Origin of the sequence: Stutzerimonas sp. R40042 (assembly GCF_026642215.1) — a bacterium.
Classification (GTDB): domain Bacteria; phylum Pseudomonadota; class Gammaproteobacteria; order Pseudomonadales; family Pseudomonadaceae; genus Stutzerimonas; species Stutzerimonas frequens.
The window spans coordinates 2,905,172-2,918,164 of sequence record NZ_CP113258.1; the positions used below are offsets into that span (position 1 = coordinate 2,905,172).

Sequence of the window (12,993 nt, forward strand, 5' to 3'; positions counted from 1 at the left end):
CATCAACGCCTGCAAAAGCTATCGATCCCGCGCCGCTCTTGTTTCAGAGCAGCGCCTCGATATCCGCCCCCAGCGCCTGCGGCGCGGTACGCGAGGAATAGCGCCGCACCGTGCGGCCCTGATCGGCGATGAGGAACTTGGTGAAATTCCACTTGATCGCCTTGCTGCCCAGCAGGCCGGGCGCGCGCTTCTTCAGCTCGATGAACAGCGGATGGGCGTCGCCGCCATTGACCTCGACCTTGGCGAACAAGGGGAAGGACACACCGAACCGGCGCTCGCAGAAGGTGGCGATCTGCGCCTCGCTGTCCGGCTCCTGCCTGCCGAACTGGTTGCACGGAAAGCCGAGCACGACCAGGCCTTGCCCACCGTAGCGCTGCCAGAGCTCCTCCAGCCCCTTGTACTGCGGGGTGAAACCGCATTGGCTGGCAGTGTTGACCACCAGCAGTACCTTGGCATCGAAGTCAGCGAGCGTCTTTTGCTCGCCGTCGATGGTCACGCAGGGGATATCGAACAGAGGATCGCGCATGCTGGTTCCTTGCGGCTCAGGCTTCGCGGGGCTTCAAGTCGAGCGAGGCCGAATTGATGCAATAGCGCAGACCGGTCGGTTTAGGGCCATCGGGGAAGACGTGACCCAGGTGGGCGTCGCAGCGAGCGCACCTGACCTCGATCCGATGCATGCCATGACTGAAGTCATCCAGGCTGGCAATGGCCGTATCGCTTACCGGCTGGAAATAGCTGGGCCAGCCACAGCCGGAGTCGAACTTGGCGTCGGCATCGAACAGTGGCGCATCACAGCAGACGCAATGGTAGACGCCCGGCGTCCGGGTATCGTTGTACTTGCCGGTGAAGGGGCGCTCGGTGGCGCCGAGCCGGCAGATCTGGAACTGCTCATCGGACAGCTCCTCACGCCAGGCGTCGAGCGGTTTTTCCAGCTTCTCCATCGGTAGCCTCCTCGGGGTCTGTTCGCGTTTCGTCCCATGGCCACGACCTGGCGCACCGGTTGTTTGGAGCGCACACGAAGCGCAACAGCACGCTATATAAAAAAGGCCGATCTGTACCTTTTCCGGTGGTCGGGCCGCACGTATCATGCCTCCCTCTTCGACGCCTAGTCTGGCAGCGGGGTTTCCGACTGCCAAGGCGCCCGGGTTCATGCCAAACGTGACCAGTCATTTCGGAACTGGTGCGTTTTCACTTCGGGACACTCAGGATCATGCAGGTCAGCAAATCGAACAAGCTCGCCAATGTCTGTTACGACATCCGCGGGCCAGTGCTCAAGCACGCCAAACGCCTGGAAGAGGAAGGCCATCGCATCCTCAAGCTGAACATCGGCAACCCGGCGCCGTTCGGTTTCGAAGCACCGGAGGAAATCCTCCAGGACGTGATCCGCAACCTGCCCACGGCCCAAGGCTACAGCGACTCGAAAGGCCTGTTCAGCGCCCGCAAGGCGATCATGCAGTACTACCAGCAGAAGCAGGTGGAAGGTGTCGGCATCGAGGACATTTACCTCGGCAACGGCGTGTCCGAGCTGATCGTGATGTCCATGCAGGCGCTGCTCAACAACGGCGACGAAGTGCTGATCCCGGCACCGGACTATCCTCTGTGGACTGCAGCCGTGAGCCTGGCCGGTGGCAAACCGGTGCACTACCTCTGCGACGAGCAGGCCAACTGGTGGCCAGACCTGGCCGATATCAAGGCCAAGATCACGCCGAACACCAAGGCCCTGGTGCTGATCAACCCGAACAACCCGACCGGCGCGGTTTATCCGAAGGAAGTGCTGGAAGGCATGGTGGAGCTGGCACGCCAGCACAAGCTGGTGCTGTTCTCTGACGAGATCTACGACAAGATTCTCTACGACGACGCGGTGCATATTTCCACCGCCTCGCTCGCGCCGGACGTGCTCTGCCTGACCTTCAACGGCCTGTCCAAATCCTATCGCGTTGCCGGCTTCCGTTCGGGCTGGGTGGCGATTTCCGGCCCCAAACACAAGGCCCAGAGCTATATCGAAGGCCTGGACATCCTCGCCAACATGCGCCTGTGCGCCAATGTGCCGTCGCAGCACGCCATCCAGACCGCACTCGGCGGCTATCAGAGCATCAATGATCTGGTACTGCCGCCGGGTCGCCTGCTCGAACAGCGCAACCGTACCTGGGAGCTGCTCAACGACATTCCCGGCATCAGCTGCGTCAAGCCCATGGGCGCGCTGTACGCATTCCCGCGTATCGACCCGAAGATCTGTCCGATCCATAACGACGAGAAGTTCGTGCTCGACCTGTTGCTCGCCGAGAAGCTGCTGATTGTTCAGGGAACGGCGTTCAACTGGCCGTGGCCTGACCACTTCCGCGTGGTCACCCTGCCCCGAGTCGATGATCTGGAGCAGGCCATCGGGCGCATCGGCAACTTCCTCAAGACGTACCAGCAGTAACCGATGGATCTGCAGATCGACGACTTCTACAGGGACGCCGCAGGCGGCCTGCTCGCGTTGTACCAGGCGTTTCCGCGCAAGGTCGCGCTCTACGTGGAAGACCTGATCGGGCGGGAGGAGCCGGATGAATTCGGCCTTCCCTCCAAACGCCATCAGAGCTGTCTGGGCGCCCTGCTCTGGCTCGCCGACGAAGGTTATCTGCGCTTCGAAAGTACCATCCAGTTCCAGGCTCTGGACCAGGCCGTGCTTACCGAGAAGGGCTTCATCCGGCTCACGCGCGCAGTTCCCAGGCAGTCACCGGACGACCGCACGCTGCCTCCCAGCGTGCTGCGCATCCAGGCCAGCCTCGCCCACCAGCTTCGCGACGCGCTGAAAAGCGGGCACAGCGAACGCATCGCCCACCTAGCCCGCTTGTTGTTCGAGAATGACCCCGGCTCGCCGCTGCACTCCAGCCTTGGCACGTAAGCGACATAGCTTGAAATAGTCGTTCGGTTGAATAGCTCAAGGGCGCGCCTTATATAGCCTATCGTTCTTCCATTCCTACCCTGGAGTCTGCCGCAACATGATGCGCATTTTCTTGTTCCTGGCCACCAACCTTGCGGTCCTGGTCATTGCCAGCATCACCCTGAAGTTGCTTGGGGTCGATCGCTATACGGGGCAGAACTACGGCAGCCTGCTGGTCTTCTGTGCGGTGTTCGGCTTCGCCGGATCGCTCATATCGCTGTTCATCTCGAAGTGGATGGCCAAGATGAGCACCGGCACCGAGATCATCAGCCAGCCGCGCACCCGTCATGAGCAGTGGCTACTGCAGACTGTCGAGCAGCTTTCCCGCGATGCCGGCATCAAGATGCCCGAAGTCGGTATTTTCCCAGCCTATGAGGCCAACGCGTTCGCCACCGGCTGGAACCGGAACGATGCGCTGGTCGCCGTGAGTCAGGGCCTGCTCGAGCGGTTCTCTCCTGACGAAGTTAAGGCGGTGCTGGCCCATGAAATCGGCCACGTTGCCAATGGCGACATGGTCACCCTGGCGCTGATCCAGGGCGTGGTAAACACCTTCGTGATGTTCTTCGCACGCATCTTCGGCAACTTCGTCGACAAGGCGATCCTGAAGAACGAAGACGGCCATGGCATCGGCTACTTCGTCGCGACGATTTTCGCCGAACTGGTACTCGGCCTGCTCGCCAGCATCATTGTCATGTGGTTCTCGCGCAAACGCGAGTATCGCGCCGATGAGGCAGGGGCTCAGCTGGCCGGCACGACTGCGATGATAGGCGCCCTGCAGCGCCTGCGCGCCGAGCAGGGCCTGCCGGTGCATATGCCCGATACACTCAAAGCGTTCGGCATCAACGGTTCGCTAAAGCATGGCCTGGCCGGTCTGTTCATGACGCACCCGCCACTTGAAGACCGTATCGAAGCCTTGCGTCAGCGCGGCTGACAGCACATCGACATACCAAGGGCGACGTAAGTCGCCCTTTTCATTGGTCCCATGCAGACCGTCACCGCATACAAGGAATCGCCATGCGCCGTCTTATGTTCATCTGTTGTGCCCTGCTCGCGCTTGCCGGCTGCCAGAGCGCCTACTACTCGGCAATGGAAAAGGCGGGCATCCACAAGCGCGACATCCTCGTCGACCGGGTCGAGGATGCAAGAGACTCGCAACAACAGGCCAAGGAGCAATTCAAGGACGCGCTGGAGCGCTACCGCAGTGTTGTTGAGGTCAAAGGCGGCGACCTGGAGAAACGTTACGACGCGCTGAATCGCGAGTACGAGGCTAGCGTGGCGAGTGCCCAAGATGTGCGCACGCGCATCGAAGACATCGAGGACGTCGCCGAAGCGCTGTTCAAGGAATGGGAAAGCGAGCTCAAGCAGTACAGCAATGCCAGCCTGAAGGCTGCCAGTGCCAAGGAGCTCAGCCGGACCCGAGCCGAGTACCGAAGCCTGATACAGCGCATGAAGGCAGCTGAGCAGCGTATCGAGCCGGTCTTGAGCGTATTGCGCGATCAGGTGCTGTTTCTCAAGCACAACCTCAACGCGCGCGCCATCAGCTCATTGCACGGCGAGTACCGAACGCTGCAGGGCAATGTCGATCAGCTCATGAATGACATGCAGCGCGCGATCGACGAAGCCGACAGCTTCATCCGCCGCCTGCAGGCCGAAGGCTGATCGGCCTGCGGCGGGCGGCTCACTTGCGCCGCTGCAACCGATAGAACTGCTCTTCGAGGCGCTGCAGACCCCGCTCACGCATGCGCGGATTGTTCTGCAGCACTTCCTTGGCTTCCAGTTGCTCGACCTCCCAGGCCGAAGCATAGAGCGCATTCACTTCACGACAATCGACCGCGAACGGCGGGCCATCCATCTCGGATTGTTCATAATCCAACGTGACCAGCAGTTGTTGGCAGGCTGCCGGCAGGATAGCGGTCAACTGCTCGGCATAGCGCTGTCGCATGGCCGGCGGCAGCGCAATCAGTGCGGCGCGATCATAGACACCTCGACACGCCGCGACGTCGTCAGACGCAAGCGCGAAAAAGTCTCCGCAGCGGATCTCGAGTGCGCCGCAGCGATAGACCTTGAAGGCTCCCTCGCAGGATACGCTGGGCTCCAACCGCTGCTCGCTGAAGAATGCCTGGACAGCCTTCTCGCTCAGCTCCACGCCCAGAACCCGATGCCCCTGACCGGCCAGCCAGGCGAGGTCCAGACTCTTGCCGCACAGCGGCACCAGGACTGTCGCCCCTGCCGGAAGCGCGAGCGCAGGCCAGTGGCGACGCAGACCTGGATGCACATCGTCGAGGTGGAAACCGATCTCGTTGCGAGCCCAACGCTCCTGCCAGAATTGTTCGTGCACCTGCCATTCTCCATTGCGTGATGGCGGCAGCTTACCAGAGCGATACAGGAGGCTCAGCCAGTGTAGAGCTCTGCCTCGACGTCGACCCCGGCATCGCGCATCTGCGCGAGCTTGTAGCGCAAGGTGCGCGCGCTGATGCCTAGCCGATCGGCGGTTTCCTTGCGGCGCCCACGTTCGGCACGCAATGTATCGATGATCAGCTGAAACTCCCGGCGGCGCAGGTCATCGCCCAGAGCCGACGCCGCTTCGGCGATCGGCGGGACGGACTCCGCGCATGCCGGCAGTGAGACTGGAGCCGCGACGCCGCCTGACGGCATGCCTGGCGCCGTCAGACACAGGTCCTGAGGCTGGATCAGGCCACCCTGCTGAAGTATCAGCGCGCGCTGGACGGCGTTGTCCAGCTCGCGCACATTGCCCGGCCAGGCGTACTCGATCAGGCAACGCTGCGCAGCCGCGGACAGCCTCGCCGGCGGCTGGCGCATCTTGCGCGCATGATTGGCCAGCAAGCGCTCCGCCAGCGGCAGGATGTCCGCCGGCCGCTGACGCAGCGGCGGCCAGGCCAGCGGGAACACCGACAGTCGATAGAACAGATCTTCACGGAAGCGACCCGCTGCCACCTCGCCGGCCAGGTCGCGGTTGGTAGTCGCCAGTACGCGGATATCCAGGGCGATGGCCTTGCGTGCACCGACCCGTTCAACCTCGCGCTCCTGCAGCACACGCAGCAGCTTGGCCTGCAGTGCCAGGGGCATCTCGGAAATCTCGTCAAGCAGCAGCGTGCCGCCATCGGCCTGCTCGAACTTCCCCGGCTGGCTGGCGATGGCGCCGGTGAATGCGCCTTTCTCATGCCCGAACAAGGTCGCCTCCAGCATGTTGTCAGGGATCGCCGCACAGTTGATCGCGACAAAAGGTTTGCCGGCACGTGGCGAATGCTGGTGGATGTAGCGCGCCAGCACCTCCTTGCCGGTCCCTGATTCACCGGAGATAAGTACCGTCGAATCGCTCTGCGCAACCCGCGAAGCAAGGCCCAGCAACTGCTGGCTCGCTGGCTCGCATGCCACCGGCCCGTCAGCCTGCCCGGATCCGCACACACCGGCGACGTGCCGATCGACCAACTCAAGCAGAATCTGCGGCTCGAACGGCTTGACCAGATAGTCCGCCGCCCCCTGCCGCATGGCATCGACGGCCCGCGCAACAGCCCCGAAGGCGGTCATCAACAGCATCGGAACCTGCGGGTGATACTGCCGGATCAAGGCCAGCAACTCGTGGCCGTCCATGCCCGGCATATTCACATCACTGATCACCAGGCCGAATGGTTCCTGCTGCAGGGCAGCTAACGCAGCCTCGGCACAATCGACCGCGCGATATGGGTGGCCAGCCAGCTGAAGCGTATCGCCCAACGCTTCGCGCAGCGCGTGATCATCCTCGACCAGCAGAATCTTGGCAGTCATGATCACTCCGTTCCGACTCGTGGGAGCAAGGGCAGCGTCAGCAAGGCACAGGTGCCCCGCCCCGGGCGTGATCGGAGCTGCAGCCCACCCCGATGCGCTCGGGCAACCGCCTGTGCCACCGCCAGCCCCAGGCCGGTTCCGGTCGCGCGAGTAGTGAAAAAGGGTTCGCCGAGGCGCGCCAGGACATCGGCGGCTATTCCGCAGCCGTTGTCGCTGATACAGATGCGCAACGTCGAGGCGCGGCGATAGAAGTGGACTTTCAGGCGAAGGTCGCCGTTGCTGGCCTGTCGCGCGTTCTCGATCAGATTCAGCAGCGCGCCAACCAGCGTGTCACGATTGCAGAGCAGCTCACCGTCACGTACTTCGCACTGCCAACGCACCGTAGTACCCTGAACCTGGCTATCGGCCGCCGAGCGCAGGGCAGCCATCAACGCGAACGGGCTCAGCCGATCATTCAGCGGAAGGTCCCCTCGCGCGAACACCAGCATGTCGCGGACCTGATGCTCAAGCTCGTGCAACCGCGCCTTGATATTTCCGGCGAAGCGCTGCTGCAACTCCTCGCTGAGTCCGCCCTGCTCCAGGTGACTGGCATACAGCAGGGCACTGGACAGCGGCGTTCGCACCTGATGCGCAAGCGACGCTACCATCCGCCCTAGCGCAGACAACCGCTCATGGCGAGCCAGCTGATCCTGCAGGCGACGAGTTTCAGTGAGATCGGTCAGCAGCACCAGCTGTCCCGGCTCGCCACTAAGCGAGCGCGTGGCGATGGATAGCCGGCGCCCGCTGCGCAAGGATATCTCATGGCCGTCGTCGCGACGCGGTGCGAAACTGCGCGCGATCACCTCACGCCACAAAGCACCCGTTAGCGGCTCCCCAAGCAACTCCAACGCCACCGGATTGGCATCACATACGACGCCTTGGCCGTCGATCACGACTACACCGCCCGGCAGCAGGTCGAGCACGTTCCGTAGCCGCTGCGCCAGTCGTTCCTTCTCTTCGAATTCCTGGCGTCGCAGCTCGCCAGCTTCGGCCAGCCGCCCCTGAAGCTCGGCGACCCGCGTATACAACAGGCCCTCGGATTCGCTCAGTTGGCCAGAGATCCGATCGAACAGCCTCAAAGACTGCGCCAGGGTACGCTCGTCGTTGCGCTCGCACGGCCCGATGGAAGGCTCGGTGACAGCTTTCAAGGTTCACTCACGCCTGTCAAAAGATGGTCGGTGAGTGGAGGCGAGCAATCTTCGTGCCCATCAGAGGTCAGCGGACAGCTAACGCTGCAATGAAAAAGGCCGCCCGATCAGGCGGCCTTGACTGGCTTGGCAGGTGCTATTCCGCCTCGTCATCCCGACGATTCATGCCGTACTTGCGCATCTTTTCCACCAGCGTGGTTCGCCGAATACGCAGGCGCTCAGCAGCACGCGCCACAACGCCGCCAGCGTCTTCCAACGCCTGATGGATCAAACCCTGCTCGAGATTGCCGAGGTATTCCTTGAGATCCAGTCCCTCCACCGGCAGCATCGCCTGAGCTTCCGGGACGACCATAGGCGCGCTGATCGCCGCGCGCTCCTCCATTTCCTCGTTGAGGCTGGTGGCGTATTGCTCGTCATCATCGTCGACATGGCGAAATTTCTTCGGCAGTTCCATCACACCTATAACGCCATAGGGATGCATGATTGCCATGCGCTCGACGAGGTTGGCCAGCTCACGAACATTGCCCGGCCAGTCATGTCGGCACAACGACATGATCGCAGCCGAATTGAAGCGGATGGAGCCGCGCTTCTCATGCTCCATGCGCGAGATCAGCTCGTTCATCAACAGGGGGATATCTTCGACACGCTCGCGCAGAGGCGCCATCTCGATTGGGAAAACGTTAAGTCGATAGTAGAGATCCTCGCGAAAGGTCCCCTCCTCGATCATTTTTTCCAGGTTCTTGTGGGTGGCTGCGATGATGCGCACATCCGCGCTCTGAGTACGGTTGCTACCCACCCGCTCGAAGGTGCGCTCCTGCAGAACGCGCAGCAGCTTGACCTGCATCGGCAGCGGCATGTCACCGATCTCATCGAGGAACAGGGTTCCGCCCTCGGCCAGCTCGAAACGCCCTGAACGAGCCGTAATGGCTCCGGTAAAGGCGCCTTTTTCGTGACCGAACAGTTCGCTCTCGAGAAGCTCTGCGGGAATCGCACCACAGTTGACGGGAACGAACGGGCCCTGCCGACGCTTGGAGTGGTAATGCAGATTGCGCGCGACGACTTCCTTGCCGGTTCCGGACTCACCGAGGATGAGCACGCTTGCCTCGGTGTCGGCGACCTGCTGCATCATTTGCCGGACATGCTGTACCGCGCGACTGGTACCGACCAGGCTGCGAAACAGATTCGGCTCACGCTGCCGGCCTCGGGATTTGGCCTGATCGTACATCTCCCGATAGATCTGCGCGCGGTGCAGGGAATCGAGCAGCTTGTTATAGCTGGGTGGCATCTCCAGGCTGGTCAGCACCCGACGGCGTATCTCTTCCGGCCAGTCAGCCGGTGCTGGCTCGCCAATGAGCATCAAGGGAACATTCTCGTCCCACTTGCCCATCTGTTTGATCAGCTCGACCGCCCCCCCACGAGTACTGACATCGCCGAGCAAGACACCGATAACAGCACGACTGGACTCCAGGCCAGCAACCGCCTCCTGCCACTCGCTACTGGAACAAGCCAGATGATCTTCGCTGAGGAAGTTCAGGATGACCGCCAGGTCTCGGCGGCGGTCTCGATCATCGTCTATCAACAAAATTTTGGTTTCACGCCACATCTTGTTTATAGGGCTCTAAGAGGCTGAAAAGAAAGCCTGCGCTCGCATCCATGGAAATAAAGGCGATCACATTTATGGCAGATGGAAGCTAGATTAATGAAAAAATGAACTGAGTCAAATTTATGGCGTGAAATAACGACCAAAGAACAAGCGGAAAATCGGCGCTTTGTGCGAAGAGTTACAGCAGAGAGGGAATGTTAGACACACGTTAGCGTGATTAGACGTCAACTACGCGACAGTAGCCGACAGAACTGAGCTATGCGGAAAAGGCGTGGCGACATAATGCCACACACTTTGTAATGCTTTGATGGGGCCGCTATTGGCATCCCAGACACTTGGACACGCCGCAAGCAGGCATGCACCCCAGCAGAGCACATGCCGCGGTTCAGCCGAACAGCTGATACACCTTCGCGCCTTGCTGCGATTGGTTCAGCTGCCGCAGCTCGCCGGCAATCCGCCGCTGCTCGACCTGACAGGTGCTGACCATTTCGCGGTAGAGCTCAAGTAGCTCCTGGAGGCGCTGGCGAAGCACAACGTTGTCGCGCTCCGAGTCCTTCATCACGTCGTCGACGGCATTGCGGCATTCCCGGTCGAGCATACTGATCGCCGCCCAATCCTGCTGGCTAAGCGCGTCGCGCAAAGCAGAACCAGTTTCTTCAAGGCGTTTGACGGAAGCGTTCATGCTCGACTCCGGGGGCTGTGCCCGATACGACGGCTTATGCCGAACCAGCTGAGAGGTATTCACCAACGGTGCTCCAGCTATATCGGCCACCCCTCGACGGCCTTTAGACCGGGTCGCCAAAAACTATACCGACGCTACCGCGACCGAGAGATTCAGTGGCGGTTGCGCAAGCCCGGCGGGACACTTGGCGGCGCCACTGGCTCCCAGGGTCCATCAGGCTGGCCGGCACAGAACCAATCCCCATCCCAGCGATAGTAAAGACGCTCGCGATAGTACAGCTCGCGTCCTTCGACGACGTACACCCCGAGCCGGTTATCCCAGTGCGCCGCAACATGCGGCGGCGGCGCATAACGAGGATGGCTTTTCTGGGTCGTCGGCGCGCGCGGTGCAGGCGGCGCCTTGATCGGTGGCGGCGAAATGACCGGTGCACTCGGCTCGGGGCCTCGCGGTACCGGCTTCGCCGCGGGCGGCTGAGGGCTCGACTCGTAGGGGGTTCCCGCGCAAGCGCCGAGCAACACGCTCAACCCCACCAGCACGGCGTGTTGCCAGGTAGTCCGGAACGCGCGGCGACCGGGGGTTGGTTTCGCAGTCATTTGTCTCTCTTGGGCGTCAGGGAGTTTCGGCACGATCGATGACGAGTCGTACGGTCCGCTCGTCACCCTTGGTGTCGAGCGCTTCGCTTCGACCCATCCACTCGCCTTTGGTTGCATCACCTGTGCTGGAAATCCTGGCCATCAGCACCACCTGCTCGACACTGGATATCTTCAAGGACGGGATCATCGCATCGGCATCGCTCAGGCTGATCGACGCCGGTAGATCGGCGACCGTCAGGCGCTTGGCCGCGAGCGGAGCAGGCGGTCCGGCGACGGCACGTGCGAAAACGAATACGCTGTCCTGCGGCGAAACAGCCTTGGCCACCTCAGGATCGAGCTGGACCTCGACCTGCAGCGTGATGCCCGCTACCTCAGGCTGCGACGCCGTTTCGGCAGGCTCACCGAGCTGCTCACGAGCGCGGTTGATTCCTCCCCGAATCGCCTCCCGAGACGGATCGTTCTCCGGAAGCGCAGCGACCAGCTGCTCCCAGAAACGTACCGCATCGGCATAACGCGCCTCTTCGAACGCCGCAATTCCGAGTAGCCCAAGGCTGGTTACCTCCTGAGGATCTCCCCGCAGCGCTTCGTCGGTCAGCGCCTGCAGGTCAGGAGTCCATTGCCGATCCCGCGCGAAATACAACGCCTGCGCCCACTGACCGAGCAGCTCCGGCTGACGCCCGGCAAGCTCGACAACCTGGGCGAAAGCCTTCGCCGCATCCGCTGGACGCTCCTGATTCATGTAGGTACGGCCAAGGAAGTACCAGGCCTCGGCCGAATCCGGCTGCGCCTTCACTGCCTGTTCGAGGCGTGCGGTCATTTCCTCGACGGTGCGCGGCTGCTCACTGAACTGTCGCGCCAGCTGCACCTTGTCGCTGGCGCCCCAATGCAGGTATAGGCCATAGCCCATCAGCGGCACCAGAAGCGCCGCGACCAACGGGACGCTGCGACCAAGCCTGGCCGTGCGCGGTGCACCGCTCTCTTCGGTATCCTCAAGCAACTCACGAGCGGCATCCGCTCGGCCCGCCTCCAGCTGCTCGGCACTCAACGTGCCGGCCTCGTGCTGGGCAGTGAGCTCTGCCATGCGCTCCTCATACAACGCCACATTGAGCGCGGTGCGGTCTTCTTCTGCCTGGGCACGGCGGCCGCGCAGAATCGGAAGCAGGAGAAAGGCCAGCGCCACCAGCAGCAAGCCGGCGGCGGCAATCCAGAAATCGATCATGGTTCTTCTTTATCCAACAGCTTGGCGAGACGTTCGCGTTCTGTCTCGGAGAGAGTGTGCGATGCGGGGGCTTTCTCGAACCGGCGACGACGAACCAGAATGACCGCCAGTACGCCAAAACCCAGCACCAGCAGCGCGACGGGCCCATACCAGAGCAGCATGGTCTTGGCATTCATCGGCGGCTTGTACCGAACGAAATCGCCATAGCGCTCGACCAGGTAATCCACGATCTGCTCGTTGCTCTGCCCCTCTTCGAGCATGCGGAAGATTTCCTGGCGCAGGTCCATGGCAATCGGTGCGTTCGAGTCAGCGATGTTCTGGTTCTGGCACTTCGGGCAGCGCAGCTCTTCGGTCAGGGTGCGATAACGCTCGCGTTCGGCCTCGTCACGAAACTCATAGGTATCGATTGCGCCCTGCGCGCTGGTCACCAGCGCAAGCCCGAGAAGCGCGGCGTGGATCAGTCGTTTCATTCGTCCACCAGCTCCTGATAGAGCGCCGCCAGCTGCTCACGCCAGACCTGATCGTCGATAACCCCTACGAACTTGTGGCGAATGACACCCTGCTTGTCGATCAGGAAAGTCTCCGGCGCGCCGTAGACGCCCAGGTCCAGCCCGAGGCTGCCCTGCTCGTCGCGAATGTTCAGTTGATAGGGGTCGTGAAACTCGTTCAGCCACTTCTGCGCCGCCGCGTTGTCGTCCTTGTAGTTGACGCCATGGATCACCACGCCCTGCGCTGCGAGACGGTTGAGCACAGGGTGCTCGACCTTGCACGCGACGCACCAGGTCGCCCATACGTTGAGCAACGCCGGCTTGCCCTTGAGGTCCTCCTGGCTGATCAGGCGCTGCTCATCCTCCACCGAAGGAAGCGAGAACGACGGTACCGGCTTGCCGATCAACGCCGAAGGCAGCTCCGACGGATCGAGGAACAAGCCGCGATAGAGAAACACCGCGATGATCAGAAAGACCACCAGTGGCAGCAGCATCAACAGTCGTTTCAC

Annotated in this window: 15 protein-coding genes; 4 read left to right on the forward strand and 11 right to left on the reverse strand. The window is 61.9% G+C overall.

Features of this window, described 5'->3' with window-relative positions:
- Positions 1–43: 43 nt before the first annotated feature.
- Entirely contained in the window at positions 44–526 is a 483-nt protein-coding gene (locus OUY36_RS13620; RefSeq protein ID WP_267934727.1) for a glutathione peroxidase, read from the reverse strand.
- 16 nt (positions 527–542) lie between these two features.
- Complete coding sequence (gene msrB, locus OUY36_RS13625; protein WP_267934729.1) at positions 543–941, reverse strand: peptide-methionine (R)-S-oxide reductase MsrB; 399 nt, start codon at positions 939–941, stop codon at positions 543–545.
- A gap of 269 nt (positions 942–1,210) precedes the next feature.
- Between msrB and OUY36_RS13630 the strand changes: the two genes are divergently transcribed.
- From OUY36_RS13630 to OUY36_RS13645, 4 genes are all read left to right on the forward strand, one after another.
- Positions 1,211–2,422, forward strand: coding sequence for a pyridoxal phosphate-dependent aminotransferase (locus OUY36_RS13630; protein WP_063539812.1), 1,212 nt, complete (start codon positions 1,211–1,213; stop codon positions 2,420–2,422).
- A 3-nt stretch (positions 2,423–2,425) separates the two neighbouring features.
- Entirely contained in the window at positions 2,426–2,887 is a 462-nt protein-coding gene (locus tag OUY36_RS13635) for a hypothetical protein (RefSeq protein ID WP_267934732.1), read from the forward strand.
- 97 nt (positions 2,888–2,984) lie between these two features.
- Positions 2,985–3,857, forward strand: coding sequence for a protease HtpX (gene htpX, locus OUY36_RS13640; RefSeq protein WP_063539814.1), 873 nt, complete (start codon positions 2,985–2,987; stop codon positions 3,855–3,857).
- 83 nt (positions 3,858–3,940) lie between these two features.
- Positions 3,941–4,585, forward strand: a complete 645-nt coding sequence (locus tag OUY36_RS13645; RefSeq protein ID WP_063539815.1) for a DUF2959 domain-containing protein — start codon at positions 3,941–3,943, stop codon at positions 4,583–4,585.
- 19 nt (positions 4,586–4,604) lie between these two features.
- Here OUY36_RS13645 and OUY36_RS13650 read toward each other — a convergent pair whose 3' ends face one another.
- The 9 genes from OUY36_RS13650 to OUY36_RS13690 form a co-directional block, all read right to left on the reverse strand.
- Positions 4,605–5,264 carry a thiopurine S-methyltransferase gene (locus OUY36_RS13650; RefSeq protein WP_110776538.1) on the reverse strand — a complete coding sequence of 220 codons (660 nt, stop codon included), beginning with the start codon at positions 5,262–5,264 and terminating at the stop codon, positions 4,605–4,607.
- Between the two features lie 53 nt (positions 5,265–5,317).
- Positions 5,318–6,712, reverse strand: coding sequence for a sigma-54-dependent transcriptional regulator (locus tag OUY36_RS13655; RefSeq protein ID WP_110776537.1), 1,395 nt, complete (start codon positions 6,710–6,712; stop codon positions 5,318–5,320).
- Between the two features lie 2 nt (positions 6,713–6,714).
- Positions 6,715–7,899 carry a sensor histidine kinase gene (locus tag OUY36_RS13660; RefSeq protein WP_267934736.1) on the reverse strand — a complete coding sequence of 395 codons (1,185 nt, stop codon included), beginning with the start codon at positions 7,897–7,899 and terminating at the stop codon, positions 6,715–6,717.
- Positions 7,900–8,035: 136 nt separating this feature from the next.
- Positions 8,036–9,502, reverse strand: a complete 1,467-nt coding sequence (locus OUY36_RS13665) for a sigma-54 dependent transcriptional regulator (protein WP_267934738.1) — start codon at positions 9,500–9,502, stop codon at positions 8,036–8,038.
- Positions 9,503–9,887: 385 nt separating this feature from the next.
- Entirely contained in the window at positions 9,888–10,184 is a 297-nt protein-coding gene (gene fliT / locus OUY36_RS13670) for a flagellar protein FliT (protein ID WP_110776534.1), read from the reverse strand.
- 152 nt (positions 10,185–10,336) lie between these two features.
- Positions 10,337–10,777, reverse strand: a complete 441-nt coding sequence (locus tag OUY36_RS13675; RefSeq protein WP_267934740.1) for a hypothetical protein — start codon at positions 10,775–10,777, stop codon at positions 10,337–10,339.
- Positions 10,778–10,793: 16 nt separating this feature from the next.
- Complete coding sequence (ccmI, locus tag OUY36_RS13680) at positions 10,794–11,996, reverse strand: c-type cytochrome biogenesis protein CcmI (RefSeq protein WP_267934742.1); 1,203 nt, start codon at positions 11,994–11,996, stop codon at positions 10,794–10,796.
- The gene (locus tag OUY36_RS13685) at positions 11,993–12,466 is read right to left on the reverse strand and encodes a cytochrome c-type biogenesis protein (protein ID WP_267934744.1); all 474 of its coding nucleotides are present in this window, start codon (positions 12,464–12,466) and stop codon (positions 11,993–11,995) included. The genes ccmI and OUY36_RS13685 overlap by 4 nt, the downstream gene beginning before the upstream one ends.
- The gene (locus tag OUY36_RS13690; RefSeq protein WP_110776530.1) at positions 12,463–12,993 is read right to left on the reverse strand and encodes a DsbE family thiol:disulfide interchange protein; all 531 of its coding nucleotides are present in this window, start codon (positions 12,991–12,993) and stop codon (positions 12,463–12,465) included. Before OUY36_RS13690 ends, OUY36_RS13685 begins: the two co-directional genes overlap by 4 nt.